Below are 26394 nucleotides of genomic sequence, written 5' to 3' on the forward strand. Positions count from 1 at the left end.
GTCAGCGTCCTTGCGTGATCAGGCAGAGCGGATTCAGTTCTTGCCGAAGGTCGGGTTGTGTGCGCCACCGAGCGTGATGTGCACGCTCTGCTGGTCGGTGTAGAAGTCGATCGAGCGGTAACCGCCTTCGTGGCCGAGGCCTGAAGCCTTCACGCCGCCGAACGGGGTACGCAGGTCGCGCACGTTGTTGCTGTTGAGCCACACCATGCCGGCCTCGACGGACTGCGCGAAGTTGTGCGCGCGCTTCAGGTCGTTGGTCCAGATGTAGGCGGCGAGGCCGTACTTGGTGTTGTTCGCGAGAGACAGCGCCTCCTCGTCGGAGTCGAACGGCGTGATCGCGACCACCGGTCCGAAGATCTCCTCCTGGAAGATGCGAGCGTCGGGGGAGACGTCGGCGAACACGGTCGGTGCGACGAAGTTGCCCTCCTCGAAGCCCTCCGGACGACCGCCACCGGCGACCAGGCGTCCCTCGGTCTTGCCGATCTCGACATAGCTCATGACCTTGTCGTAGTGCTCGGGGTGCACGAGCGCTCCGACCTCGGTGGCCGGATCGTGCGGGTACCCGACCTTGACGCGCTTCGCCTGTGCGGCGTAGCGCTCGACGAACTCCTCGTAGATGGAACGCTCGACGAGGATGCGGGAACCGGCGGTGCAGCGCTCGCCGTTGAGGGAGAACACTCCGAAGATCGTCGCGTCCACCGCGGCCTCGAGATCGGCGTCGGCGAACACGACGGCGGGGGACTTGCCGCCGAGCTCCATCGACAGGCCCTTCAGGAAGGGGGCGGCGTTGCCGAAGATCAGCTGTCCGGTCGAGCTCTCGCCCGTGAATGAGATGAGCGGCACATCGGGGTGCTTCACGAGCGCGTCGCCGGCGTCCTCGCCGAGGCCGTTCACGAGGTTGAAGACGCCCTTCGGCAGGCCGGCCTCCTCGAAGATGCCTGCCCAGAGGGATGCCGACAGCGGCGTGAACTCGGCGGGCTTGAGCACGACCGTGTTGCCGGTCGCGAGCGCGGGACCGAGCTTCCACGACTCGAGCATGAACGGCGTGTTCCAGGGCGTGATGAGCCCGGCGACGCCGATCGGCTTGCGGTTGACGTAGTTCATCTGCCGGCCCGGCACCTTGAAGGCGTCGTCGGACTGGGCGACGATCAGGTCGGCGAAGAAGCGGAAGTTCTCGGCCGCGCGACGCGCCTGGCCCAGCGCCTGCGTGATCGGCAGACCGGAGTCGTAGGACTCGAGCTCGGCGAGACGCGCGTCGCGGGACTCCACCAGGTCGGCGATGCGGTGCAGCACCCGGGAGCGCTCGCGCGGCAGCATCCGCGGCCAGGGGCCTTCATCGAAGGCGCGCTTGGCAGCGGCGACCGCGAGCTCGATGTCGGCCTTCTTGCCGGCGGCGGCGGTCGTGTAGGTCTGGTTCGTCACCGGATCGAGCACGTCGAAGGTGTCGCCGTCGACCGAGTCGACGAAGGCGCCGTCGATGTAGTGCTGGATGTGGTCAGGAAGGTCGGCGGGGATGCGCGAGTCGGTCATGAGACTTCTCCAAGTGTCTGGTGGGAACGGTTGTGCAGGGCGTCGAGGAACGCGTCCCTCGTGCGCCAGCGATGGTTGCGGGCGGCGAGCTCGATCTCGAGGGGCTCTGCGCCCGATCTGATCAGCTCGAGGATCTGGGTGTGCTCCTCGACCGAATGCTGCGCGCGGCCGGGCACGTAGGCGAAGGTGGAGTCGCGGATGCCGGACAGCCGCGCCCATCCGCGGTGCACGAGGTCGAGCAGGTGCGGGTTCGGGCACGGCTCGAACAGCACCGAGTGGAACTGCCGGTTCAGCTCTGTGAAGGCGTGCGCGTCGAGGTGTCCGAGCATGCGAGACATCTGCTCGTTGACCTCGGCGGCCGTATCGAGCGCCGCAGCGTCGAGCAGGGGAGCGGACAGCGCGGTCGCCGCCCCCTCGACCAGGCCGAGCGTCTGCATCGTGTGGGCGTACTCGCTCTCGTCGACCAGCGTGACGCGGGCGCCGACGTTGCGTTCGAACGTGACGAGTCCTTCGGCCTCGAGCCGGCGGATCGCTTCCCGCACAGGCACCACGCTCATGCCGAGTTCCTCGGCGATCGAGCCGAGCACCAGACGGTAGCCGGGCCCGAAGGCATGACCCGAGATCCGCGAGCGGATCCAGGCGTACGCCTGCTCCGACTTGCTCGCGCTGCCGACGGAGGTCATCGCCCTGCCTCTGAGTCGTCCTGGATCCCTGAGCCGTCGTGGGTCCCTGAGTCGTCCTGGGTCCCTGAGCTTTCCTGGGTCCCTGAGTCGTCCTGGGTCCCTGAGTCGTCCTGGATCCCTGAGCCGTCGTGGGTCCCTGAGCCTGTCGAAGGGCCGGTGGCCGCGACGTAGCGCGCGCGCCACTCGGCGTTCAACGGGAACAGTCCGTCGACGGGGTGACCGGCGGCGACCTGCTCGGCGATCCAGGCGTCCTCGATCTCCTGCGCGATGGCGTCGTCGGCGATCTGCTCGGCCAGGGACGGTGGGATGACGATCACGCCGTCGCCGTCGCCGACGATGATGTCGCCCGGCTGCACGGTCGCACCGCCGCAGGAGATCGTGATGTCGACGTCCCACGGCACATGCTTGCGGCCGAGGACCGAGGGGTGCGCGCCCTGCGAGAACACCGGCAGACCGATCTCGGCCACGGCGTCGAAGTCGCGGATGCCGCCATCGGTGACGACGCCCGCCGCGCCGCGCGCACGGGCGCGGAGGGCGAGGATGTCGCCCAGGGTGCCGGTTGTCGCGTCGCCGCGGGCTTCGATCACGATGATCTCGCCCCCGTCCACGGCATCGAAGGCGCGCTTCTGGGCGTTGTACCCGCCGCCGTGCGAGGCGAACAGGTCTTCGCGGAACGGCACGAACCGCAGCGTCTTGGCCGTGCCGACGATCTTGCTGCCGGGGATGTTGGCGTGCACGCCGTCGATGAAGCAGGAGTGGTGACCGCGTTTGCGCAGCTGCGCCGAGAGGCCGGCGGTCGGGGCCTCCAGGAGCTTGGCGCGGAGCGCGGGGGAGATTCCTGCGTTCGCCTGGGTCTCTGAGCTTGTCGAAGCGACGGGCGGGAGCCCGGCCTCTTCCCGAGAGCCCCAGGCCTCGGTGCGCTGCAGGTCGTCGACGGCGGGGAGCGAACCGATCTCCCCATCGAAGGGGACGTCGCCCTGCGTGACCGTCGTGACGAGCCGACCGGAGGACGGTGCTCCTTCGGCATCGGGCGCGTCGACCTCGACCTCGACGACGTCGCCGGGGACGATCACGGAGGACCCGGCGGGGGTGCCAGTGAGGATCACGTCGCCCGGCTCGAGCGTGAAGTGCTGCGAGAGGTCGGCGACCAGCTGCGCGAGCGGGAAGATCAGCCCGGCCGTGGTGTCGTCCTGGCGGAGTTCGCCGTTGACCCAGGTGCGCACGCGCAGGGCTGCGGGGTCGACCTTGCGCGCGTCGATCAGCTGCGGTCCGAGCGGGGTGTAGCCGTCTCCACCCTTGGAGCGGACGTTCGAGCCCTTGTCGTTCGCACGCAGGTCGTACAGGCCGAGGTCGTTCGACGCGGTGACGGCGCCCACGTGCGCCCAGGCCTCGCTGACCGGCACCCGGCGGGCGGCGGTGCCCATGATCAGGGCGATCTCGCCCTCGAACGCGAGCAGCTCGGTGCCGGCCGGACGTTCGACAGTGCCACCGGAGGAGGCGACGGAGCTCGCCGGCTTGAAGAAGTAGGAGGGGGCTGCCGGGCGTCGGCCCCGCTGATCCGCCCGTGAGGCATAGCTCAGGTGGATCGCGATGATCTTGCCGGGGCGGTCGATGGGATCCGTCACGGGGCGCCTCCTCGCGCTCGTCTGCAACGCCTTGTGCGTCGTATTCGAAATCATATATCATCGGTTCACCCCTCGGCAAGCATCCGGATTCACGTCCTTCGCACGCCGTGACAGTGCAGTCACAATCAAAGGAGACACCCCATGAGCGGGCAGTCACAGGTTGGGTTCACGCCCACCGGAACCATCGCGACGGCGGCCGATCGGCGTCGCGTCGTGTTCGCCACCGTCGTCGGAACCACCGTGGAGTGGTACGACTTCTTCATCTACGCCACCGCGGTGGGGCTCGTCTTCGGACAGCTCTTCTTCGAGCCGCTGGGGGCGAACAGCGCCCTGATCGCGTTCGCGACCGTCGGTGTGAGCTTCCTCTTCCGTCCCCTCGGAGCGTTCCTCGCCGGGCACTACGGAGACAAGTTCGGACGCAAGACCGTATTGATGTGGACGCTGATCCTGATGGGCGCCGCGACCGCGCTGATCGGTATCCTGCCCACCTATGAGGCCATCGGAATCGCCGCTCCGATCCTCCTCGTGCTCCTGCGCATCCTCCAGGGCATCTCGGCCGGTGGCGAGTGGGGTGGCGCCGTGCTGATGGCTGTCGAGCACGCTCCGCGCGCGAAGCGCGGCATCTTCGGCGCCTCGCCGCAGATCGGCGTGCCACTGGGTCTGCTGCTCGCCTCGGGCGTCATGGCGCTGATGACGGCGATCGCGCCAGGAGAGCAGTTCGCGATCTGGGGCTGGCGGGTCCCGTTCCTGCTCAGCGTCGTGCTGATCCTGGTCGGCTACTACGTGCGCCGCAAGGTCGAGGAGAGCCCGGTGTTCACCGAGCTCGCCGCCCGCAAGGAGAAGGCGCGCATGCCGATCGTGCAGCTGTTCCGCAAGCACGCCCTGCTCGTGGTGATCGCCGCATTCGTCTTCGCGGGCAACAACGCGGTCGGCTACATGACCACCGGCGGCTACATCCAGGGCTACGCCACGAACCCCGAAGGACCGATCGGCCTCGATCGCGGCCCGGTGCTGTGGGCCGTCGCCGGCTCCGCCGTCACCTGGCTGCTCACGACGCTCCTGGCCGGATGGGTGTCCGACCGCATCGGTCGCCGCTCGACGTACGTCATCGGCTGGGTGCTGCAGCTGGTGGGTGTCTTCACCCTGTTCCCGCTCGTGAACACCGGTGACATCGGTCTGCTGTTCGCCGGACTCGCGATCCTCACGATCGGCCTCGGCTTCACCTACGGGCCGCAGGCGGCGCTGTACACCGAGCTGTTCCCCGCCAGCATCCGCTTCTCGGGAGTCTCGATCTCGTACGCGATCGGCGCCATCGCCGGCGGCGCATTCGCTCCGACCATCGCCACGGCGATCGTGCAGGCGACCGGCTCGACGCAGGCGGTCACCTGGTACCTCGCCGGGATGACGGTGCTCGGCCTGATCGCGACGCTGTTGCTGCGCGACCGCTCCGGCATCCCGCTCGGACCCGACCATGAGGATGAGCAGTCCGTGAGCCCGATCCGCGGGCTCGCGAAGGTCTGACCGAACCCTGACGTCCACAACTCAGGCGCGATCGGGCGATGTCCCGGCGGATCGGCCGTGGTCCGCGGATCGACTCCGATTCCGCCTGAGTTGTGGACGGCCACTGACCTCAGCCGTCGAGGGCGTCGCGGATGACGGATGCTGAGTGCTGCAGACGTGCGGCGATCGCGGCATCATTCAGGTCGGTGGCCACATGCACCACGGCGATCGCGGCCGGACGCTGGCCACGGAGGACGAGCGGGACGGCGACGGACTGCACGGTCGGGATCACCTCGTCGTGGCTGGTCGCATATCCGCGGTGCTCCGTCAGGGTGATCGCCTCACGGAGGGCGGGGGAGACGTCGGCGGGCCAGTCAATCGACCGCAGCTGCGCCAGGATCGCCTTGCCGGGCGCGCCGACGGTCACCGGATGCCGCGCGCCGGGGCGCTGGGCCACGCTCGCGACCGCATGTCGCGGCTCGACACTCGCCAGCGTGATGCACTCCGCCCCGTCGAGCACAGCGAGGAAGCAGGTCATCCCGAGCTCGTTCGCGATCGCCGTCAGCTCGGGGAGGGCCTCGGCCTGCAGATCGTGCGCCACACCTGCCGCGAGAGCTGCCATGCGGGCGCCGAGGCTCACGGCGCCGGCTGCGTCTCGGGAGACGAGCCCGTGGTCTTCGAGCGTGCGCAGCAGGCGATAGGCGATCGAGCGGTGCACGCCGAGGCGGAGGGCGATCTCATCGATCGTAAGCGGGGTGCGCGCGTCGGCCAGCACCTCGAGGATGCGGATGCCGCGGCTCAGGGTCTGCGAGGCGGGCGAAGTCGTGGTCTCTGCCATGCGGGCGCTCCTCTGCGTCGCTCGCGCCGGTTCTTCCTTGCGTTCTCAGAGGGGCGCGAATATGCTGTGTTCAATAGTAGAACGTCGTGTTCGAATATAGAACACGCCCAAGCGCAACGCAACACCCAGACAGTGCAGTCCGGAAGGAATCGACGACGATGCAGTTCCACCACCACGGTTACGTGTCCGGCAATCCTCGCGTGCAGGATGCGGCAGGCGTCGGCATCGACCGTCCCGCCGAACTGCCGGAGCATGTCGACGTGCTCATCGTCGGATCCGGCCCCGCCGGCATGCTGCTCGCCGCGCAGATGTCGCAGTACCCCGGCGTGACCACCCGCATCATCGAGAAGCGCGAAGGGCGACTGGTGCTCGGTCAGGCTGACGGTATCCAGCCCCGCAGCGTCGAGACGTTCCAGGCGTTCGGGTTCGCGGAGCGGATCGTCGCCGAGGCGTACAACATCGGTTGGATGAACTTCTGGGGTCCGAACCCGGAGAACCCGCGCGAGATCGTCCGTACCTCGCGCACCGCCGACTACGCCTACGACATCTGCGAGTTCCCGCATCTGATCGTGAACCAGGCGCGCGTGCTCGACTACTTCGCCGAAGCCGCTGTCAACGGTCCCGGCCGCATCGTCCCGGACTACGGCGTGGAGTTCCTCGGCCTCACCGTGCACGACGACGGCGAGTACCCGGTCGAAGTGCGCGTGCGGCATGTCGCCGGCGAGCAGGCCGGGGAGGAGCGCGTGATCCACGCGAAGTACGTCGCCGGCTGCGACGGTGCGCGCAGTGGTGTGCGCGAGGCCATCGGTCGCACGCATGTCGGCGGCAGCGCGGCGCACGCCTGGGGTGTCATGGACGTGCTCGTGAACACGGACTTCCCGGACTGGCGCACCAAGTGCGCGATCAACTCCGAGGCGGGGAACATCCTGCACATCCCCCGCGAGGGCGGCTACCTCTCGCGCATGTACATCGATCTCGGCGAGGTCGCGGCGGACGACGACCATCGCGTGCGCAAGACGCCGGTCGAGGAGATCATCCGCAAGGCGAACGACATCCTGCACCCGTACTCGATCGACGTGCAGCAGGTCGCGTGGCACAGCGTGTACGAGGTCGGGCACCGGGTCACGGACGGCTTCGACGACGTGATCGACGAGTCGGGGCGCACGCCGCGCGTGTTCCTCACCGGTGACGCCTGCCACACGCACAGCGCAAAGGCCGGACAGGGCATGAACGTCTCGATGCAGGACGGGTTCAACCTCGGGTGGAAGCTCGGCTCGGTGCTCACCGGCCGGGCGGGCGAGGCGCTGCTGTCGACCTACGGCGCCGAGCGGCGTCCGGTGGCTCAGCAGCTCATCGACTTCGATCGCGAGTGGTCGACTCTGATGGCGCGCAAGCCGGAGGAGATCTCCGACCCGAACGAGCTCGCGACGTACTACCTGGCGACAGCGGAGTTCCCCTCCGGGTTCATGACGCAGTACACCGCGTCGATGATCACGGGATCCGACGCGCATCAGGCGCTCGCCGGGGGCTACCCGTTGGGGAAGAGGTTCAAGTCCGCCGAGGTGATCCGGGTCGGCGACGGGAACGTCGTGCACCTCGGGCACCACGCGAAGGCGGATGGACGGTGGCGCGTGTACGCGTTCGGCGACCGCACCGGTGAGACCCTCGCCGCGTGGGCCGCCCAGGCCGAGCCGCTGTTCGCGCGCTTCACCCCGGCCGATGCCGATGTCGACGCCGTATTCGATGTCAAGGCGGTCTACCAGCAGCCGTTCGAAGAGGTCGAGGTGACGTCGGCGCCGGCGCTGTTCCAGCCGAAGACCGGTCCGCTCGGGCTGACGGACTGGGAGAAGGTGTACGCGGCAGGGCCGAGCAAGTGGACGGAGACCGACATCTTCGCCGCCCGCGAGCTCTCGCGCGATGGCGTCGTGATCGTCGTGCGGCCTGACCAGTATGTCGCCGCGATCCTGCCCCTGGACGACACGTCGGAGCTCGCTGAGTTCCTGGAAGGTGCGCTCCTGCCCGCCCGCTGATCGTTCGTGGTGGACGAGTCCTGGAGGATGTCGGTGCCGCGGCGTACCGTGGACGCCGACGGGCGACGACGCCCGACAGGAGGAGCGTGTGATGACCTGGAAGATCGAACTCATCTTCATGCCGGTGAGCGATGTCGACCGTTCGAAGGAGTTCTACACGAAGATCGGATTCAACCCCGACCACGATCAGACGCCGACCGAGGGCTTGCGGTTCGTGCAGATGACGCCGCCGGGCTCGGCCTGCTCGATCGCGTTCGGCACCGGGCTCGACATCCCGCTCGAGCCCGGGCAGCAGAAGACGATCCAGGTGGTCGTGCCGAACGCCGACGAGGCGAAGGCGCAGCTCGAGGCGGTCGGCGTCGCGACCAAGGGCGTCGAGGATCTCGGATGGGGGCGGTTCGTCTGGTTCGACGACCCGGACGGCAACACTTGGACGCTGCAGGAGCTTCCGGACTACGCGGCCTGAGACCCGGGGGAGTGCGCGCGGCGTCGACTCGCGTCAGCCCGCGCACTCCGTCGACTGGTCGGTGATGATCCACTCGGTCGCCGGGCGGGTCATCACCACGGTGCCGCAGTCGCCTGAGGCGAGGTAGGTCACGAAGAGGGTGGCATCGGTGTCGGTCTCGTCCTGCACGGCGATGTCGACGTCAGCGCTCTGATCGAGTGAGCGATAGAGCTCGGCGGTGGTCGTGATCATCTGCTCGCAGCTGTCGATCCCGGCGACTCCGTTGGCCTCGAGCTCGGCGATCATGCGGGTCACGAGCTCCGGGGTGAGACGTGCGCAGGCGGTGTCGACATCGGGAAGTCGCGACGCCTCCAGCCATTCGCGGAATCCGTCGGTGGCGCTCTGGGGCGATTCGGTCTCCGCTGGTTCGGGAACCTCGGTTGCCACCGGGGTGGGGGAAGCCGCGGCCGGTGTCGCGGTCGCCGAGCCTGCAGTGTCCGTGCCCGGAGCGCACGATGCCAGAGCCATCATGACGACGAAGACCGCCGCAGTGATCGCCGTCTTGCCGTATCCACTCGCGCGCCACGTAGTCACCCGTTGATTCTGGCAGATCGTCGCCCGGTAGCCGTGCTTGTGCTTGTGCTTGTGCTTGTGCTCCTGCCTGTGCTCTCGGACCGGGGTCGTGGTGTGCGCCATCGTCGGTGTGGGTCCCACCAGGCGGGTCCGCGGACGGTGGGGAGACCGTTGTCCATGCGGATCTCCCACCCGGAGGTCTCCAGAGTGCGGTGGTGGTGCCAGCACAGTGCGACACCGTTGTCGGTATGGGTCGGCCCGCCGCGGGCATGTTCCTGGACGTGGTGGATCTCGCACCAGGACGCGGGGACGTGACATCCGGGGATCAGGCACTCGGTGTCGCGGAGGGTGATCGCGCGGCGTTGGTGGGTGGTGAAGATGCGGTCCGTGCTCCCGATGCCGACGATGCGGCCTTCGGGGTCGAACAGCACCCGTTGGATGGTGCCGCCGCAGGCGGTGTGGCGGGCTGCGGCGATCGTGGTCGGGGTGTCGATCCCGTCGATGTGCGCCCACCCGTGGCCGGTCGCATACTCTTCCGCGGTCACGGACACGATCAGCGTCGCCGCCGCCCCACCCAGCTTCGGCATCTCGTCATGCCGGGCAGCGATCCCCAGCATCGCCGTGAACGCGTCGTGCTGCTTCTGCGCCCGCGAGCGGGTGTCGACCTGCCCGCCCGGATCCCCGGATGGCAACACGTCACCATCCCGATCCGCACGATCCCGCGCATCCCGCGCATCCCGCCCGTCCCGCGCATCCTGCCCGTCCCGCGCATCACCGTCGTCAGAGGGTACGAACTGCACACCCGGCAGGGGTGGCCCGTCGACTTTCGGGTTCAGATACGCGTCCCAGATCCGTTGCAACTGCCCCGCGGTCTCCGGCAACAGGTCCCCGTGGATCGGAATCAGCCCGTTCTTGACCCGGCCAAGGATCATGCCGCGGCCCCGCATCGCCGCTTCTTCGGCGGGTTCGGCGCCGTCGGGGTCGAGGAACATCACGATCCGTTGCGCGAGGATCCGCAGATCCTCCGGCGTCGCCGCAGGGCCGGGTTCCGGTTCATCCACATCAATACCGGGATCGGCATCCGCATCCGCATCCGCATCCATCTCGACGACGACGGTCCCGCGCGCCCATGCCGCCAGTTCCGCGTCCGCCCGCAGCCGGTCCACCGCACCGACGCGCCCGCGCGCCTGTTCGATCGGCCCGGTCGCCGCCAACAACCCGGTGATCCCGACCGCCCCGTCCACCAACGCCGCCCGCAACTGCGGCCACAACGCCGGCAGCCAGCCTCCGGAACTGATGTCCACCTCCCGCCGCACCAGCCGTGCGGCCTTGATCACCCGCCCCGCCCCCGCCGCGTCCGTACGCAGCACCCGTTGCAGCAACTCGCTCATGCTGCGGCACCCGAACTGTCCACAGAACGCCGCATCCCCCGACCCCGCCGATCGTGCCGGCACCGAGGCCACCGTCTCCACGATCAACGCTTCCGCCCGCCGCACCACCTCACCCGCCGCGCGCAGCAGATCCAGCTTCTCGGCATCCGACAACCCCGCCACCGACCCCGCACACACCACCCCGTCGAGGTCTCTCACGACCTGATCGAGCACATCCACGGGGTGGTTCATACCCCCAAGTCAACCCGAGACCACCGACATTCCCACCCAAAAACTCCCAGATCAGAGCAATATTCCGGAACGCGATCCGCACCCACTCGTCCTCCACAGGCGCACCCGTGAAGCGATCTCTCTACAGCTGCCGTCGAGACGCCGTAGCCCCCTCGCATCGCCGTGCCCGTGGCACCTACCGAGTGCACGAGCTCCCATCGAGCGCACGACTTACCCGCGCGAACATCCCGTGCACTCGGCAACACCCCGTGTGCTCGTCGCCCCGAGCGCCCGCAGCGTCAGTACGCGTCGAGGGTGAGCAACAGGTCCGTCGCCCCGTCGGGGAAGAGCAGCCGCGTGCCGTCGCGCACCTCGGCGATCGGCACCCACCGCACCTGACTTCAGGAGATGCGGAAAGCCCCGCCCGAGACCACGATCCCACCATGCGGGGGGATCGTCACGGTGAGCAGGCTCGGACGCCGCACATGAGCGCCCTGATGGATGCGGATCGTCCGGCCTGCCGCGCCCAGATCGCGCAGGAAGGCGCCGGTGGATGCCGCCGCGGAACCCGTCGCTGGATCCTCGGTGATGCGGCCGACCGGGAAGAGATTCCGTGCATCGAAGTCGGACTCGCCCGCCGCATACAGCACCGTGATGGTACCGAGCCACCCCTGCTCGCGCATCAGCGCCGCGACGGGTGCGGGGGAGAAGCGGAACTGATCGAACAGCTCGCGATCCCGGATGACGATAGTCGGATGCCAGTTCCCGGCGAACGCCTCCTTCGGCGGGAAGCGCGGATCGAGATCGGACAGCTCGAGACCGAGCAGCCCGAGCAGTCGTGCGAGCACCCTCTGGTCGAGGTCCCGCACTTCCGGTTCGACACTCGTGAACGACACGGTGACCGTGCCCTCGTCGTCCGACGCGGAACGCAGCGACACCGCGCCGGCGCCGGTCTCGAACACCACCTCGCCGGTCCCGGTCCGCTCCGCCAGGGCCACCGCCGTCGCGACCGTCGCGTGGCCGCAGAACGGCACCTCCGCTGCCGGCGACCAGAACCGCACGTGATACCGAGGCGTGGCGGCGTCGTCGCGGCGGGAGGTGACGAACGCGGTCTCGGAGTATCCGACCTCCGCGGCGATCTGCAGCATCCGCTCGTCGCTCAGGTCGGCAGCGTCGAGCACGACACCGGCGGGGTTGCCTCCGCTCGGATCGGCCGCGAAGGCGCTGTAGCGAAGGACTTCGGGATCTCGGGCCATGACGAGGAGCCTAGCCACTTCCACATCAGGAGTTCACGCGGATGATCTCCTGCTGGTACGGCGCGATCACGTCTCCGGAGATGCGCAGGTCGAGCAGGAGGAAGCGGCGGGTGGCGGCATCCTCCTCGGTCCACGTGGCCAGGCGATCGAGGTCGGCGAGCGTGCGCACCACGACGCCCTCGGCGCCGACCGCCGCACCGAATGCGGCGAAGTCGACCTCGGGGATACGCATCGGTCCTTCGGCGAGCCCCTTCAGCCCGTAGAGGTTCACCTCGGCGCCGTAGGCCGCGTCGTTCCAGATGACGGCGATACCGCGACCACCCGCAGCGCGGACCGCGGACTCGAGGTCGGCGATGGCCATCAGCCCACCGCCGTCTCCCGAGGTCAGCACCACAGTCGATTCGCGCCGGGCAAGGGTGGCGCCGACGACGCTGGGCCATCCCTGGCCGATGGACTGGAACGCGGTGCCGATCATCATCATGCGATCAGGAGCCGCGACGGGCCAGTACATGTTCGCCCAGCCGATGAAGTGTCCGCCGTCGGAGACCACGACGCGGTCTTCCGGCAGCAGCTCGGCGATGCGGCGGGCGGCGGAACGGGGGTCGAGGCGTCCGTCCGGCGCGAGGTCGTCTCCCGCGTCATAGCTGCGGGCGGCGGCGACATCGACGCTCTCGCGCCACGGTGCTGCGGCGCCGGCGGCGGTCAGGCGCGACACCAGGGCCTCGGCGGCCACGCGCGCGTCGGCCCGCACGAAGCCGCCGATGTGCGCATGGGTCGCCGCCGGGGCGATGTCGACCTGGAAGACGCGGGTTCCAGGGGCGAAGAGCTCGCCGAAGCGCATCGTGAACTGGTTCAGGGACGCGCCGAAGACCACTGCGACGTCGGCGGAGCGGATGAGCTCCATGGCCCCGTCCGCTCCGAAGCCGCCGGTGACGCCGAGGTCGTAGCGGCTGTCCGGGAAGACGCCGCGTCCGAGAGCCGAGGACGCGGTGAGGGCACCCGTCGCGTCTGCGAGCTCACCCAGCGCGGTGCTCGCCCCCGCGAGCCAGGCCCCGCGACCGGCGAGGAGGAACGGACGCTCGGCGGTGCGGAGCGCGTCGGCGATCTCGTCGAGCATCCCTTCGGCGAACTCGCCCTTCGGCGCCAGCGGAGCGGGCACACGCGGCGATGGCGCGTTGGCCACCGGCCCGGCCTCCAGAGCGGCGACGTCGTAGGGGATCGCGAGCACCACGGGCACCCGGTACGTGAGCGCGTGCTCGATCGCGATCACGGTGGTGGCGGCGGCATCCGCTCGTCCGACCGTATAGGTACGCGCTCCCACGGCAGAAGCGAGCGCGATCTGGTCGACGTCCCACGGACGCGGCCCCGAGGTCGGCTCGTCGCCCACCACGAGGACGAGTGGCACGTGCGCCTGCACGGCCTCGGCGAGTGCTGTGAGGGTGTTCGTGAATCCGGCGCCGTAGGTCGACGTGCCGGCGGCGATGCGTCCGGAAGCCCGGAAGTGCGCGTCCGCGGCCACCACGGCGCCCTGCTCGTGCCGGACGGCCGTGAACACTGCGGAGGTCTGGGTCTCGATCGCGTCGAGGAAGTAGGCGTTGCCGTTGCCCATCACGCCGAAGACGGCATCGATGTGCTGTGCGAGGGTGAGCGCGACGTGCGCAGAGACAGTGGGCATGCGAAAGCCTTTCGAGACAGTGACGGAGAACGGGGTATCCGTATGTGTCTCGCCTCCGCGGCTGTGCGGAGTGCTTCGTGCCCCTTTTTCGGGCACCGGCCGCCGAACGGCCGGACAGATGAATTCTACCGCTCTCGCCCGGCGCTGTCGCCGCGCCGACTTCCTTCGGAAACATCGTCGAAACCGCCCCACGGAAGTATTCCGACATGGAGTCGCTGTTCAACGGATACACCTCACGACGGTCCCCGGTACGGAGCGGACCACAACCCTGGGACGAGATGTTCCCCTCAGAGGTGCCGCCGGGTGGCAGCGAGGTACGTCTGCCGTACCAGGAGATGTACCCCGCGCTGGCCGGGATGGATGACGCGGAGCTGCGGGCGCGGACGGATGCGCTGGCCAGCTCCTACCTCGCGCAGGGAGTGACGTTCGACTTCGCCGGGGAGGAGCGGCCGTTCCCGCTCGACGTGGTGCCGCGCGTGCTCGCGGCGGATGATTGGACCTACGTCGAATCCGGGGTGAAGCAGCGGGTGCGCGCGCTGGAGGCGTTCCTGGCAGACGTGTACGGCCCGCAGCTCGCGGTGCACGACGGCGTGATCCCGGCGTCGCTGATCAGCTCGTCGTCGCACTTCCACCGCCAGGCTGCGGGCATCGTCGGGGCGAACGGTGTGCGCATCCATGTCGCCGGGATCGATGTCATCCGCGATGAGAAAGGTGCCTGGCGGGTGCTGGAGGACAACGTCCGGGTGCCCAGCGGCGTGAGTTACGTGCTCGCCAACAGGCGGGTGATGGCGCAGACGCTCCCCGAGCTGTTCACCAGTCTGCGGGTCCGTCCCGTCGTCGACTATCCGGGGCGGCTGCTGCAGGCACTGCGCGCCGCGGCTCCCGCGGGGGTCGAGGATCCGACTGTCGTCGTGCTCACCCCCGGCGTCTACAACTCCGCGTACTACGAGCACACCCTGCTGGCGCGCATGATGGGCATCGAACTCGTCGAAGGCCGCGACCTGTTCTGCTCGGGCGGCCGGGTGTGGATGCATACGACAGCCGGACCGACGCGGGTGGACGTCATCTATCGCCGTGTCGACGACGAGTTCCTCGACCCGCAGCACTTCCGGCCGGACTCGGTGCTGGGCGCACCGGGGCTGATGCTCGCGGCGCGCTTGGGCAACGTCACGCTGGCCAACGCGATCGGCAACGGCGTCGCCGACGACAAGCTCGTCTACACGTATGTGCCCGAGCTCATCCGCTACTACCTGGGCGAGGACCCGATCATCCCCAACGTCGACACCTGGCGTCTGGAGGAGCCGGATGCGTTGGCAGAGGTGCTGGACCGGCTGGACGAACTGGTCGTGAAGCCGGTCGACGGCTCCGGCGGGAAGGGACTCGTGGTCGGCCCCGACGCCTCGCGCGCGACGCTCGAGGCGCTGAGGGCGACTCTGCTGGCGGATCCGCGCGGATGGATCGCGCAGCCCGTGGTGCAGCTGTCGACGATCCCCACGCTGGTCGAAGACGGATTCCGGCCGCGGCACGTCGATCTGCGTCCGTTCGCCGTGAACGACGGGAACGACATCTGGGTGCTGCCCGGAGGGCTCACCCGTGTCGCGTTGCCCGAGGGACAGCTCGTCGTGAACTCCAGCCAGGGCGGAGGGTCGAAAGACACCTGGGTGCTGGATCCCTCCCTGTTCACCGGCCCGACGACCACGGTCGCCGGCCGCTCCGATCCCGCCTCCGACGAGGTCTCGATCGCCACCGGAGCGATCGCGGTCGTGACCTCGCCGCCGCGGGAAGAGCCGCATCCGCCGTTCCTCTCCTCGCCCCAGGACGAAGATCTCGAGGTGCGCCACCACCAGCAACAACAGCAACAGCAGCAGCAACGGACGGAGGGGGACCTCACATGCTGAGTCGCATCGCCGAAGCCCTCTTCTGGATCGGTCGTTACGTCGAGCGTGCCGATGGAACCGCGCGCATCCTCGACGTGCACCTGCAGCTGCTCCTGGAAGACCCGTGGGTCGACGAGGACACCGCGTGCCGTGCCCTGCTCTCGGTCATGGGTACGACGGTCGACGGTGACGCGGCGCTCGGACGCGATGACGTGGTGCGGCTGCTCGCACTGGATAGAGAGCATTCGGCGTCGATCGCGCACTCGATCGCCGCCGCCCGCGAGAACGCCCGTCGCGCACGCGAGATCATCTCGACCGACCTGTGGGAGACCCTCAACGAGTCCAACGCGCGGATGCCGCGGTGGATCGCCTCCGACAAGACGCACCCCTTCTTCCGCTGGGTCCGCGATCGGTCGGCGCTGGCTTTCGGCGTGGTCGACTCCTCGACGAGTCGCGACGAGGCCTGGCAGTTCTTCGTGCTCGGACGGTCGATCGAACGGGCGGACATGACCGCGCGGCTGCTCGCGACGCGGTCTCTCACGGAGGCCGGCGGCCCGAGCTGGACGACCCTGCTGCGCAGTTGCGGCGCGTACGAGGCCCACCTGCGCAGTCATCGCGCCGTGCCGACGGCCGCATCGGCCGTGGAGTTCCTGCTCGTGGATCGACTGTTCCCGCGGTCCGTGCTCTCCAGCATCCTGCAGGCGGAGGAGTGCCTGCGCGGTATCGATCCGGCAGGAGCGTTCGGCGCCCCCGACCGCGCCCATCGGGTGCTCGGGCGGATGCGTTCGGAGCTGGAGTACCGACCGGTCGGCGACATCGTGCACCGGCTCTCGGAGAGCATGGAAGAGGTGCAGGTGGGGATGTCGGAGGCGAGCGATGCGATCAGAGAGCGGTACTTCCCCTCGATAGCGATGCCGGTGTGGATCGGAGAAGCGCTGTGAGCCGTCTGCGCATCGTTCATCGGACCGGGTTCCGCTACGAGAAGCCGGCGACCGCGTCGTACAACGAGGCGCGGATGCTGCCGCATTCGCGCGAGGGCCAGTTCGTGCTGCAGGCGACACTCGACATCTCCCCGGCCGCGACACAGCACTCGTACGCCGACTACTGGGACACCCGGGTGTCGACCTTCGAGGTGCTCACCCCGCATCAGCTGCTCTCGGTCACGGCGACGAGCATCGTCGACGTGCGAGCGACGCCCCCGGCGACCGGTGTCATCGACTGGGATGAACTCGCCGCGCGCATCCCTCTGTCGCTCTCGCTGGCCGAGGGCGTCACGCAGACAGCCGCAACTGCACCGGATGCCGAGATGATCGCGCTCGCCCAGCGGATCAGAGCCGAAGGCCGCGATGTCGACGCCACCGCGTTCGAGATCTGCCGCACGGTCGGCGAGGCCATGGAGTACCGGAGCGGGGTCACCGGGGTGAACTCCACCGCACGCGACGCCTGGCCCGCGCGCTCGGGCGTCTGCCAGGACATCGCCCATGTCGCACTCGGTGTGCTGCGCGCGATCGGCATCCCGGCGCGCTATGTCTCGGGCTACCTGCATCCTGATCCGACCGCGCCGATCGGGCAGCCCGTGATCGGGGAATCGCACGCCTGGGTCGAGTGGTACTCGGGGGAGTGGCGAGGGTACGACCCGACCAACCTCGCTGAGATCGGGGAGTCGCACGTGTATGTCGGCCATGGTCGCGACTACGGCGACGTGCCGCCGCTGCGGGGCGTGTATGCCGGGCCGAGCGCCTCGGAGCTGTTCGTGTCCGTCGAGGTCACGCGGCTGGAGTGACCAAGCCCCTGAGGGGTCAAGACACGCCGCGCCACGGACGGGCTGTGCGGCGTGTCTTGACCCCTCGACGTGGAACGGGCCACCGCCCGCATGCAGGAGAATGAATCGGTGACTGATGCAACGATCGAGCGCGAGACGCTCACCTGGGACGGATTCGGCGCGGCGACCCGCGAGCTCGCACGCACCATCGTCGACAGCGGGTTCGCGCCCGAGGTCGTCGTGGCGATCGCGCGAGGCGGTCTGCTGCCGGCGGGCGCCATCGCCTACGGCCTGGGTGCGAAGAACTGCGGCGCGATCAACGTCGAGTTCTACACCGGCATCGGCACCGTGCTCGATGCGCCGGAGGTGCTGCCTCCCGAGCTCGACATGGCCTACCTCGACGGTCGCCGCGTGCTGCTGGTCGACGATGTCGCAGACTCCGGCCGCACCCTCGCCCTCGCAGTGCAGCTGCTGAAGGACAAGGGCGCCGACGTGCGTTCGGTCACCATCTACACGAAGCCGACGACGATCATCCAGCCCGACTATGCCTGGAAGGACACCGACCTCTGGATCAACTTCCCGTGGTCGTTCCAGGGCACCGTGGTCGAAGAGGACCAAGGGCTCGCTCCTTCGGCCTGAGCGCCAGAGCCTGCGGGCTCCGCGGGTCAGCTCGGCAGGAGTGCGCGCAGCGTCTGGATCGTGTCGGCCTCGGCGGCGGTCTTGTCGGTGCGGTAGCCCTTGACCCGGGCGAAGCGCAGCGCGATTCCGCCGGGATAGCGGGGCGAGCGCTGCACGCCGTCGATCGCGATCTCGACGACGATCTCCGGCCGGAGGAAGACGGTGCCGGCCGAGCGACGCGTCTCGAACTCGGGGAACGTCTGGGTCTGCCAGTTCAGCAGCTCGTCGGTGAGGCCTTTGAAGGTCTTGCCGACCATGACGAAGGCGCCGGGCTCTCCGAACTCGCCTTCCGGATCGAGCGCGCCCAGATGCAGGTTCGACAGCCAGCCCTGTCGGCGACCGGATCCCCACTCCGCCCCGAGCACCACGAGGTCGTAGGTCAGCACGGGTTTGACCTTGATCCAGGACTTGCCGCGCCTGCCCGCGGTGTACGGCGAGTCGATCGCTTTGATGACGACGCCCTCATGGCCGGCGGCGAGTGCCTCTCGGGAGAGCGCTTCGGCCGCGGCGGCATCGGTTGTCACTATGCCCGGGATGCGCCAGTCCGCCGCGATGCGCTCGAGCTCGGCGAGACGAGTGGAGAGCGGCTCGTCGATCAAGTCGCGCCCGTCGACGTGCAGCAGGTCGAAGAACCAGGGGCGCAGCAGGAGCTCGCGGGAGACATCGGCACCGAAGCGCGACATCGTCTCCTGGAACGGACGCGGCCCGCCGTCTTCATCGAGCGACAGCGTCTCTCCGTCGAGTATCAGGTCGTGCGCCGGGAGCGATCGCACGATCTCGACCAGCTCGGGCACGCGATGGGTGATATCGGCCAGGCTGCGTGTGTATACGCCGACCTCCTCGCCGTGTCGATGCACCTGGATGCGCGCACCGTCGAGCTTGAACTCGACCGATGACTCGCCCGCGAGCTCCAGAGCGGCGGTCGGGGTCGCAGCGGTACCGGCGAGCATCGGCAGCACCGGACGCCCGACCTGCAGACCGACGGCCTCGAGTTCCGCGGCGGTGCCGGTGAGGGCGAGGTGCGCGGTCGTGCCGAGATCTCCCGAGAGCATGGCCGCGCGACGGACGACGGCCGGCGTGCGACCGGAGGCTCGTGCGATCGCGTCGAGCAGCACGCCGCCGAGCGCGCCGGTGCGCAGTTCGCCCAGGATCGCCCTGGTCAGGAAGTCCCATTCGCCGGCCGTGGTGCGTGCGGCCAGAGCGCCGAGGATGCTGCTCCGCGCGGCGTTCGCCCCGGTGCCGGATGCCGCGGCCAGCGCGTCGAGCGCGTGATCGACGTCGGCGATGCGCAGCGTCGATGCCTCGGCATGGTGCACGTCGAGGGCGGCGATCCCTCGCCAGCCGACCCCGAGGCGCCCCTGCCGCGGTGCCGCGAGCAGCAGGCCGACGAGCGGCGCGATCTCGGACGGTTCCGCGCGCGCGAGCAACCGGGCCAGCGCGTCGATCTTCGCGAGGCGTGATGAGGTCGCAGCGACCTCTTCTGTCGTGGTGACGAGCTCCGAGAGCATCATCCCCGCATTCTGCCACCGGGGTCGGACACCGGGGTCCTCGCAGGCAGCTGCCGTCCCATATGACAGGATCTGTCATCGACGACAGGAACGAGGCAGAGGTGGACGACGTACGGAGCGAGTTCTTCTCGGCGCTGACCGGAGCCCTCACGATGCCGGCCGCCGACGGGCCGAATCTCATCGTCGGGATCGATGGCGTCGATGGCGCGGGCAAGACCCGCCTCGCCGACGACTGGGCGTCGTTCCTACGCGAGCGCTGCCCTGTCGTGAGGGTCTCGATCGACGGGTTCCATCACGTGCGTGCGCATCGATACCAGCGGGGTCGGACGTCGCCTGACGGTTTCTGGCTCGACTCGTACGACTACCAGGCGTTCCGCCGCGAGGTGATCGCCCCCTTCCGGCAGGGGAGCGGGACGTACCTGCCCAGACACCATGACGTGCAGACCGACGAAATCGTGGTCGGTCCTCGTCTGCCCGTTCCCCGAGGAGCTGTGCTCCTGGTCGACGGGATCTTCCTGCACCGGCCCGAGCTCGATGGCGTGTGGGATCACACCGTCTTCCTCGGCGTGCCGTTCGAAGAATCCATGCGACGAATGGCGTTGCGCGACGGTTCCTCGTCGGATCCGGAGGCGGCGGAGAACGTGCGGTACGTGGATGGTCAGCGTCGCTATCTTGCGGAGTGCCGACCGGAGGAGCGTGCCTCCGTGCTCGTCGACTATCGCGATCTCGCGCACCCTGTCATCCTCCGGGGCGCATAGACGCTGTTCCCCGGCCAACGTGGCCGGCAGGAACGACATCCGGATGCGCTGTCTGCGGGTCATGCCAGACTGGCTGCATGATCGTGGAGACGGCCCAACTCGGTGCCCGCGCAGGGGATGTTCGGACCGAGATTCCCGATATCGAGGGGGAGTTCCGGCTGCGGGACCTTCTGTGCATCCTGATCGAACGTGAGGTCGCGGCGTACTCGGCGCATCGTGCCGCGTCGGAGATGCTGCGCGTTCTGACGCCCTCCGACATCGCGATCGGCTTCGACACCGGGAGCTTCGCTCGTGAGACGCGGTCGATTCCTGCGGCTCCGACGGTCGCGCGGGCGCACGCGCGCGCCGAGGAGGCTTTCGGCGACGGGCTGTTCTTCGCGTTCGTCGACGACGTCCGGATCGAAGATCTCGATCAGATCGTGGCGCTCGGCCCGCTGTCCCGTATCCGTCTCGTGCGCCTTGTCGCACTGACGGGGCGTTGAGCGTGCTCGACCGGGAACAGGCGCACGCGCGGCTCAGCACCTTCAGTACCGTCCACGAGTGGACGCGACCGACGATCAAGGCCAGGGGACTGATGGCCCCGCAGCTCGCGCAGCGCATCGCCCGTGCGATCAGCGCTCGTCAGAAACACGAGCATCTCGACTCAGCGGAGATCGAGTCGATCATCGGCGAGCTCGACGAGATGCCGACGAGAACCCGCACCAAGGTATTCAAGGGCCTGGCCGCGCCGATCAGCGAAGAGCTCTCACAGTGGTGGGCCTGGGCGATCTCCATGCCCTATCAACGCGGATGGACACGTCGCGCCTACCGCACGAGCGATCCCCGCCCTACGCGCACGTCTCGGTGGAATGATCTGTGCGCGTTGATCGAGCACGCGGCACGGTATCCGCAGCCCATCGAGTGGCATGCGACCTGGCTGGCCTATGTCTCGGAGAATGTGCCTCTGGGCCCACTGCTCGCCTCATCGGTCGATGCGGGTGACGCCGAGGTCCGACGGATACTCTGCGAGAGCGTGGAAGGGACACACCCGGTCGGGGCGCCGTCACGGGAGGGGTATATCGCCCTACTGGCGTGTGCAGATCCTTCGGCGTGGAACCTCGTCGTGCAGATGCTTCTCGAGGCGGAGCGCGAGGAAGGCCGGCGCCAGACGATCCTCGATGCGGCCGATGTCGGGCACGTGGGTGCTCTCGCGTTCGTGCTCCAGGCTATCGTCGACCACGGGCTCATCCGATTCTCGAGCACGGTGCGCGCCTTCGGCGTCTGGGTGGGCGAGCCGACGATGATGTCGCACGCCGAAGATGCCGAGATCGCCATCAGGATGCTCGCAAGGTTCCTGGCGCAGCCGCCGACCGTGAGCCAGCTGCAGAGCGCAGACGCCGTCGAGGTGTTCCTCGGCCTGTGGGCTCTCGCGGTGCGGGATGTCGGCACGGCGATAGATGCGGCCGAGGCGCTTCTCGGTGATGCTGATGAGAAGCGCCGCCTGGCAGCGGTGCGCATCCTGGTCGACCTGGCGATCGACGATACCCACGGCGCTCTCGCCGTCGCTGTCGACGACCCGAGTCTTCCGGTGCTCGCCGCCGCACTCGCCGAGTGGCCGACCGGTCACGCCGGCAAGCTGAGAGACGTCGATCTCCCCGAGGCCGTCAGGGCGCGGCTGCGCCGTCGGGTGACGGACCTCGGGCCGCAGCGGACCGTCGACATCGGAATCCTTGTCCCCATGAACAGGGAGGTCGGGATCGCCACGGTCGCCGACATCCTCTTGGCGTACTCGCTCGACGAGCTGGATCCTGAGCTGCTCCTGAGTTCGACACCGCACGGGCGGTGGCTGGCCGCGCGACACCTCGCGCGGGACGCTGCGCGTCACCGGGCGCCGTTGTTCACTCTGCTGCTGGACTCGTCGTCATCGGTGCGACGTGAGGCCCGCGCCATCATGGACGTCATCGACACGCCGACGCCGGAAGAGACGGCGGCGCTGGAGACCGCGCTGACCCGCAAGCCGGCGGACGTGCGCAAGACCGCACTCCGACTGCTGGGGCGGCAGGCTCCTCCGCATATCTCGGAGTCGGTCGGCCGGTTGCGTGCGGGCACGGCCGAGCAGCGCCGCGCGGCAGACGAGCTCGCAGACCTCGCGGGGCCGGCGGAGCCGACCGCTGACGAGCTGCTCCCCGTGCTGCGATACGCCCCCGATGCGCGCACGTCGGCGACGCGGCCGACGCCATCCGCCTCGGTCGATTGGACGCAGTACCACGCCGGCGCCCGGCACATCTGGCGGTCGTTGGGTGCGTGGCTGGATGAGCATGCCGACACGGAGGTGCAGCGATCCAGCGGCGTGTCTCTCCTGGCCAACGTGGAGTGGCTCCCCGAGATCACGCCCGATGGGTCGATGCCGCTCGCCGAGATCATCGATCCATGGTGGGAGCGGATCCGGCACGGTCTTGTCGACGGCGGGGTCGAGGTCGCACTGCTCGCGCTCCGGAGCAGCAGCCAGGAACGGTGGGCTTCGCGAGTCGACGCTGCCGTCCTGGGGCAGTTCGCAGACGAGAAGCGAAGGCGCACCCATACCGAGAACCTGCGTGACACGATCCTCCGGCATCTCGCGCAACGCGAATGGCGTGCTTCCTGGACGGCGCCCGTGATCGACATGCTCGAGCTGGCGGCGGCTGCCGTGCCCGTCAAGGAGCTGACCGGTCCGAGGAGACTGCCGCACGGGCCCGATGGTACGCAGGTGCGGTGGGATCCGCGCGAGCTCTTCGAGCAGTTGTTCTCCGGCGCTCCGCGCTACCTCGATCCCGGAGTGCTCGACGACGGGCAGCTGGCAAGACTCTGGAACGCGGTCAGGTTCCTGGATGAGCCGGAGGGAGCGGTCGACCGCTGGAACGGCGAGATGATCGACTTCGACGACGGGCGCTACCGCAAGACGACGCACCGCGTGCCCGACCAGCCGTTCCGGTTCCCACCGATGACGCGCGTCGTGGTGGAGGCGTTCGAACGTGGACGGGCGACCGAGGCCGACCTCATCGACCACCTCTTCCTCGGACCGTCGGCGCGTGGGCTGCCGCAGCGCCGTGAAGGTGTGCCGCTCGGCATCCTCTCGAGACCGGCGCCGGCGGAGTGGGCATCGCGATCCGCCACGCAGCGAGTGGTCGAGCGGGTCCGCCGAGACGTGATCACTGTCGAGATGGCCCGTGGTGAGATGGCGACGCCGTACTCGGAGATGGTCAGGTCGCTGGCGAGCGTGCGCGGCGCGAAGGGACTGGTGACTGTGCTCAGCGCGATCGGACGACGCCCGTTCGTGCGCAGCCAGATGTGGGATGAGACACGGGAAAGCGCGTTCTCCTACCTGGTGCAGATCCATTACCCCGCTCCCGATGACACGGCGGAGACGCTCCGTCGCCTGTTCGCGGAGGCGAAGATCCCGGAGAGTCGTATCGCGGAGACGGCGATGTACGCCCCGCAATGGGCGCCGCTGATCGAAGAGGTGCTCGGCTGGCCGGGGCTGGAGTCCGCGGTGTGGTGGTTCCACGCCCACACCAAGGAAGACGGCTGGTCGAATGACCGGTCATATCGCGATGTCTGGGCGACGGAGATCAGTCGGCGCACGCCGCTCGACAGCGTGGACCTGGAACGCGGAGCGGTCGACGTCGAGTGGTTCCGACATGTGCGAGACGAACTGGGAGATGAGCGGCTCGACAGTGTCGTCAAGGCCGCCAGATTCTCTTCCCAGGCAGGGGGTCATAAGCGCGCGGAGTTGTTCTCCGATGCGCTGCGTGGCCGGATCGACGAAGAGGCGCTGATCGCGCGGGCCGTCGAGAAGCGCCAGCAGGATCCGGTGCGGGCGATCGGTCTGCTCGCGCTCCCGGAGGGCGAGGAGCAGCTTCTCGCCAGGTACACGTTCCTCCGCGGGTACGTCGCCGGGGGGAAGTCGTCGGGGTCGGCGAGGCGAGCCTCCGAGACGGCGGCTGTGCACATCGCCCTGGAGAACCTGGCGCGCACGGCGGGCTATCGCGACCCGCAGCGCTTGACCTGGGCCATGGAGGCGCGCTCCGCCGCGGACCTCGCCGACGGAGCGGTCACGGCGACGGATGGCGACCTCGAGGTCAGCCTGACGATCGATGAGGAGGGGCAACCGCGCATCGAGGCCACCCGAGCGGGTGAGCGCCTGTCCGCCGTGCCGGCGAAGAGCCGCAAGCTCCCGCAGATCGCCGCGCTCGTCGAGCGGTCCAAGGAGTTGCGGAAGCAGGTGTCGCGCATGCGCAAGTCGCTCGAGGAGGCGTGCGTCCTGGGAGACGTGTTCGAGTCCGACGAGCTGGAGACGCTGCGCACCCACCCGATGCTCGGCCGGATGCTCGCGGAGCTCATCCTGGTCGATGCGGAGGGGCGGGTCGGGTTCCTGAGAGAGGCCGGCTCGGAGCTGATCGCTGCCGATGGCGTCCCGTTCGCGCTCATCAACGGAGTGCGTATCGCGCATCCCCACGATCTCCTCGCCAGTGGAGACTGGCCGGAACTTCAACACGAGGTCATGCTCCGTGGGCGGGCGCAACCGTTCAAGCAGGCGTTCCGTGAGCTGTACATCCTCAACCAGAATGAGCAGGGCGAGAAGGGCATGTTCTCGCGGAGGTACGCGGGTCATCAGCTCAACGAGCATCGAGCGTCCGGACTGTTCTCCGCCAGAGGGTGGGTCGTTGACGTCGGGAACGGGTACACACGCACCTTCCACCACGAGAAGATCACCGCATTCTGCGATGTGATGAACGGGTGGGGGACGGCGGCCGCCGTCGAGAGCGCGGCGATCGAGGATGTCACTTTCTACCGCTCGGGGACCTGGAGTCCGCTTCCGCTGGCGGATGTTCCCGCACGGGTCTTCTCGGAGACGATGCGAGACCTCGACCTCGTCGTCTCCGTCGCGCATGCGAGTGGCGTCGACCCGGAGGCGTCGGAGTCCTCTGTCGAGGTGCGCAGGCGCATCGTCGATGAGACCGCCCAGCTCCTGGATCTGAACAACGTCGAGGTCGGCGGGCATCATGTGCGGATCAAGGGATCGCTCGGCACCTACTCCGTGCACCTCGGATCCGGGGTGGTGCACCTGATCCCCGGGAACGCGCTGTTCGTCATCCCGGTCGGAGCGCAGCACCGCGGCCGCATCTTCCTGCCGTTCGTGGATGACGATCCTCGAACGGCCGAGATCGTATCGAAGGTGGTGCTGCTCGCCCGCGATCAGCAGATCAAGGATCCGACGATCCTGAGTCAGCTGGTGCGCTGACCGGCTCGCTCAGCGTCCCCGGAAGACCGGCTTCCGCTTCTCCTGGAACGCCGCGAAGCCCTCGCGGTAGTCGTCGGTGTCGCACAGCGCGGCCTGAGCGGCGTTCTCGATCCCGACGGCATCCCAGAGCGCGAGACGCTCGTCGCGGATACGGGCGATGAGCTGCTTGCTCGCGAGGAAGGCGGCGGTGGCGCCCCGGGCTGCGGTGGTCGCGGCATCCGTCGTCGCCTCGACGACCTGGTCGTCGGGGAACACCCGTGAGAACAGGCCAGAGGTCACCGCCTCCTCTCCGGTCATCAGCCGTCCCGTGTAGATCAGATCGAGGGTCTTGTGCGCGCCCAGCCGGTCGAGGAACAGTGCATGCCCGCCCGAGTCGAGCGTCGCCCCGAGCGCGGCGAACGGAGAGCCGATCTTCGCGGACTCGGCGACGTACACGACGTCGGTGGCGATCAACAGGCCGAGCCCGACACCCAGGCACGCGCCGTGCGCGACGGCGAATGTCGGAGCCGGAAAGCGCGACATGCGCTGCAGCAGCGGAGTCACGAGGCCGCCGAGGTAGCCGATCACGTCGTCGTCGCGCGGGTCGACGCCGGAGATGTCGCGACCGGCGCAGAACGCGCGCCCCTCGCCGCGGAGCACCAGGGCGCGGACTCCGGCCTGCTCTGCCTCGTCGTAGGCCGCGCCGAGATCTCGGAGCGCCTGTTCGTCGAGGGAGTTCAGCTTCGCCGGGGCGTTCAGGGTGATGTGCGCGACGTCGTCGGCGATGGTCAGGTCGATCATGCGTGTGTCCTTCCG

20 protein-coding genes are annotated in these 26394 nt (G+C 68.8%); 10 read left to right on the forward strand and 10 right to left on the reverse strand.

The genetic code is table 11. From position 1 onward, the window contains the following. Window positions 1–33 precede the first annotated feature (33 nt). From hpaE to MRBLWO12_RS02065, 3 genes are read right to left on the reverse strand one after another with little or no spacing between them, the layout of a single operon-like run. Entirely contained in the window at window positions 34–1530 is a 1497-nt protein-coding gene (gene hpaE / locus MRBLWO12_RS02055) for a 5-carboxymethyl-2-hydroxymuconate semialdehyde dehydrogenase (protein ID WP_363552207.1), read from the reverse strand. Then, complete coding sequence (locus MRBLWO12_RS02060) at window positions 1527–2213, reverse strand: GntR family transcriptional regulator (protein WP_363552209.1); 687 nt, start codon at window positions 2211–2213, stop codon at window positions 1527–1529. Before MRBLWO12_RS02060 ends, hpaE begins: the two co-directional genes overlap by 4 nt. Further along, on the reverse strand, window positions 2210–3838 hold the full coding sequence (locus MRBLWO12_RS02065) for a fumarylacetoacetate hydrolase family protein (RefSeq protein WP_363552211.1): 1629 nt from the start codon (window positions 3836–3838) through the stop codon (window positions 2210–2212). The genes MRBLWO12_RS02060 and MRBLWO12_RS02065 overlap by 4 nt, the downstream gene beginning before the upstream one ends. Window positions 3839–3979: 141 nt before the next feature. Between MRBLWO12_RS02065 and MRBLWO12_RS02070 the strand changes: the two genes are divergently transcribed. Continuing rightward, entirely contained in the window at window positions 3980–5359 is a 1380-nt protein-coding gene (locus MRBLWO12_RS02070) for an MFS transporter (RefSeq protein ID WP_363552213.1), read from the forward strand. A 109-nt stretch (window positions 5360–5468) separates the two neighbouring features. Here the strand turns inward: MRBLWO12_RS02070 and MRBLWO12_RS02075 are convergent, their stop codons facing one another. Continuing rightward, the gene (locus MRBLWO12_RS02075; RefSeq protein WP_363552215.1) at window positions 5469–6176 is read right to left on the reverse strand and encodes an IclR family transcriptional regulator; all 708 of its coding nucleotides are present in this window, start codon (window positions 6174–6176) and stop codon (window positions 5469–5471) included. A 158-nt stretch (window positions 6177–6334) separates the two neighbouring features. Between MRBLWO12_RS02075 and MRBLWO12_RS02080 the strand changes: the two genes are divergently transcribed. Then, window positions 6335–8206, forward strand: coding sequence for an FAD-dependent monooxygenase (locus MRBLWO12_RS02080; protein WP_363552217.1), 1872 nt, complete (start codon window positions 6335–6337; stop codon window positions 8204–8206). A 91-nt stretch (window positions 8207–8297) separates the two neighbouring features. After that, a complete protein-coding gene (locus MRBLWO12_RS02085; protein ID WP_141872774.1) occupies window positions 8298–8672 on the forward strand; it encodes a VOC family protein in 375 nt (124 codons plus the stop codon). A gap of 33 nt (window positions 8673–8705) precedes the next feature. Here MRBLWO12_RS02085 and MRBLWO12_RS02090 read toward each other — a convergent pair whose 3' ends face one another. From MRBLWO12_RS02090 to MRBLWO12_RS02105, 4 genes are all read right to left on the reverse strand, one after another. Next, the gene (locus tag MRBLWO12_RS02090) at window positions 8706–9245 is read right to left on the reverse strand and encodes a hypothetical protein (RefSeq protein ID WP_363552218.1); all 540 of its coding nucleotides are present in this window, start codon (window positions 9243–9245) and stop codon (window positions 8706–8708) included. Then, window positions 9242–10846, reverse strand: a complete 1605-nt coding sequence (locus MRBLWO12_RS02095; protein ID WP_363552220.1) for an HNH endonuclease signature motif containing protein — start codon at window positions 10844–10846, stop codon at window positions 9242–9244. Before MRBLWO12_RS02095 ends, MRBLWO12_RS02090 begins: the two co-directional genes overlap by 4 nt. Window positions 10847–11226: 380 nt before the next feature. Next, window positions 11227–12081, reverse strand: a complete 855-nt coding sequence (locus MRBLWO12_RS02100) for a PhzF family phenazine biosynthesis protein (RefSeq protein WP_363552222.1) — start codon at window positions 12079–12081, stop codon at window positions 11227–11229. Window positions 12082–12106: 25 nt separating this feature from the next. Then, a complete protein-coding gene (locus tag MRBLWO12_RS02105; RefSeq protein WP_363552224.1) occupies window positions 12107–13756 on the reverse strand; it encodes a thiamine pyrophosphate-binding protein in 1650 nt (549 codons plus the stop codon). A 206-nt stretch (window positions 13757–13962) separates the two neighbouring features. Here MRBLWO12_RS02105 and MRBLWO12_RS02110 point away from each other — a divergent pair, with 206 nt between their 5' ends. From MRBLWO12_RS02110 to MRBLWO12_RS02125, 4 genes are all read left to right on the forward strand, one after another. Then, the gene (locus MRBLWO12_RS02110) at window positions 13963–15654 is read left to right on the forward strand and encodes a circularly permuted type 2 ATP-grasp protein (RefSeq protein WP_363552226.1); all 1692 of its coding nucleotides are present in this window, start codon (window positions 13963–13965) and stop codon (window positions 15652–15654) included. Next, window positions 15648–16574 carry an alpha-E domain-containing protein gene (locus tag MRBLWO12_RS02115; protein ID WP_363552228.1) on the forward strand — a complete coding sequence of 309 codons (927 nt, stop codon included), beginning with the start codon at window positions 15648–15650 and terminating at the stop codon, window positions 16572–16574. The genes MRBLWO12_RS02110 and MRBLWO12_RS02115 overlap by 7 nt, the downstream gene beginning before the upstream one ends. After that, on the forward strand, window positions 16571–17416 hold the full coding sequence (locus MRBLWO12_RS02120; RefSeq protein ID WP_363552230.1) for a transglutaminase family protein: 846 nt from the start codon (window positions 16571–16573) through the stop codon (window positions 17414–17416). The genes MRBLWO12_RS02115 and MRBLWO12_RS02120 overlap by 4 nt, the downstream gene beginning before the upstream one ends. A gap of 90 nt (window positions 17417–17506) precedes the next feature. Then, window positions 17507–18034, forward strand: a complete 528-nt coding sequence (locus MRBLWO12_RS02125; RefSeq protein WP_363558491.1) for a phosphoribosyltransferase — start codon at window positions 17507–17509, stop codon at window positions 18032–18034. A 26-nt stretch (window positions 18035–18060) separates the two neighbouring features. Here the strand turns inward: MRBLWO12_RS02125 and MRBLWO12_RS02130 are convergent, their stop codons facing one another. Continuing rightward, window positions 18061–19584, reverse strand: coding sequence for an ATP-dependent DNA ligase (locus MRBLWO12_RS02130; RefSeq protein ID WP_363552232.1), 1524 nt, complete (start codon window positions 19582–19584; stop codon window positions 18061–18063). 98 nt (window positions 19585–19682) lie between these two features. Here MRBLWO12_RS02130 and MRBLWO12_RS02135 point away from each other — a divergent pair, with 98 nt between their 5' ends. The 3 genes from MRBLWO12_RS02135 to MRBLWO12_RS02145 all read left to right on the forward strand — a co-directional run bounded on the left by MRBLWO12_RS02135 (window position 19683) and on the right by MRBLWO12_RS02145 (window position 25599). After that, window positions 19683–20339 carry a uridine kinase gene (locus tag MRBLWO12_RS02135; protein WP_363552234.1) on the forward strand — a complete coding sequence of 219 codons (657 nt, stop codon included), beginning with the start codon at window positions 19683–19685 and terminating at the stop codon, window positions 20337–20339. Window positions 20340–20416: 77 nt separating this feature from the next. After that, window positions 20417–20821 (forward strand): hypothetical protein, encoded by a 405-nt coding sequence (locus MRBLWO12_RS02140; protein WP_363552236.1) that lies wholly within the window; start codon window positions 20417–20419, stop codon window positions 20819–20821. Between the two features lie 2 nt (window positions 20822–20823). Then, complete coding sequence (locus tag MRBLWO12_RS02145) at window positions 20824–25599, forward strand: DUF5724 domain-containing protein (RefSeq protein WP_363552238.1); 4776 nt, start codon at window positions 20824–20826, stop codon at window positions 25597–25599. A 9-nt stretch (window positions 25600–25608) separates the two neighbouring features. Here MRBLWO12_RS02145 and MRBLWO12_RS02150 read toward each other — a convergent pair whose 3' ends face one another. After that, window positions 25609–26379: an enoyl-CoA hydratase/isomerase family protein gene (locus MRBLWO12_RS02150; RefSeq protein WP_363552240.1), complete on the reverse strand. Its 771-nt coding sequence runs from the start codon at window positions 26377–26379 to the stop codon at window positions 25609–25611. Window positions 26380–26394 lie beyond the last annotated feature (15 nt).

This window comes from Microbacterium sp. LWO12-1.2 (assembly GCF_040675875.1).
Taxonomy (GTDB): domain Bacteria; phylum Actinomycetota; class Actinomycetes; order Actinomycetales; family Microbacteriaceae; genus Microbacterium.

Excerpts from the sequence above, each read along its gene's own strand:
- MRBLWO12_RS02080 (WP_363552217.1), top strand. The coding sequence starts at position 6,335 with ATGCAGTTCCACCACCACGGTTACGTGTCCGGCAATCCTCGCGTGCAG.
- MRBLWO12_RS02140 (WP_363552236.1), top strand. The coding sequence starts at position 20,417 with ATGATCGTGGAGACGGCCCAACTCGGTGCCCGCGCAGGGGATGTTCGG.
- MRBLWO12_RS02130 (WP_363552232.1), bottom strand. The coding sequence starts at position 19,584 with ATGATGCTCTCGGAGCTCGTCACCACGACAGAAGAGGTCGCTGCGACC.
- MRBLWO12_RS02095 (WP_363552220.1), bottom strand. The coding sequence starts at position 10,846 with ATGAACCACCCCGTGGATGTGCTCGATCAGGTCGTGAGAGACCTCGAC.
- MRBLWO12_RS02115 (WP_363552228.1), top strand. The coding sequence starts at position 15,648 with ATGCTGAGTCGCATCGCCGAAGCCCTCTTCTGGATCGGTCGTTACGTC.
- MRBLWO12_RS02105 (WP_363552224.1), bottom strand. The coding sequence starts at position 13,756 with ATGCCCACTGTCTCTGCGCACGTCGCGCTCACCCTCGCACAGCACATC.
- MRBLWO12_RS02110 (WP_363552226.1), top strand. The coding sequence starts at position 13,963 with ATGGAGTCGCTGTTCAACGGATACACCTCACGACGGTCCCCGGTACGG.
- MRBLWO12_RS02100 (WP_363552222.1), bottom strand. The coding sequence starts at position 12,081 with ATGGCCCGAGATCCCGAAGTCCTTCGCTACAGCGCCTTCGCGGCCGAT.
- MRBLWO12_RS02075 (WP_363552215.1), bottom strand. The coding sequence starts at position 6,176 with ATGGCAGAGACCACGACTTCGCCCGCCTCGCAGACCCTGAGCCGCGGC.
- MRBLWO12_RS02070 (WP_363552213.1), top strand. The coding sequence starts at position 3,980 with ATGAGCGGGCAGTCACAGGTTGGGTTCACGCCCACCGGAACCATCGCG.
- MRBLWO12_RS02125 (WP_363558491.1), top strand. The coding sequence starts at position 17,507 with ATGCAGGAGAATGAATCGGTGACTGATGCAACGATCGAGCGCGAGACG.
- MRBLWO12_RS02150 (WP_363552240.1), bottom strand. The coding sequence starts at position 26,379 with ATGATCGACCTGACCATCGCCGACGACGTCGCGCACATCACCCTGAAC.
- MRBLWO12_RS02085 (WP_141872774.1), top strand. The coding sequence starts at position 8,298 with ATGACCTGGAAGATCGAACTCATCTTCATGCCGGTGAGCGATGTCGAC.
- MRBLWO12_RS02060 (WP_363552209.1), bottom strand. The coding sequence starts at position 2,213 with ATGACCTCCGTCGGCAGCGCGAGCAAGTCGGAGCAGGCGTACGCCTGG.
- hpaE (WP_363552207.1), bottom strand. The coding sequence starts at position 1,530 with ATGACCGACTCGCGCATCCCCGCCGACCTTCCTGACCACATCCAGCAC.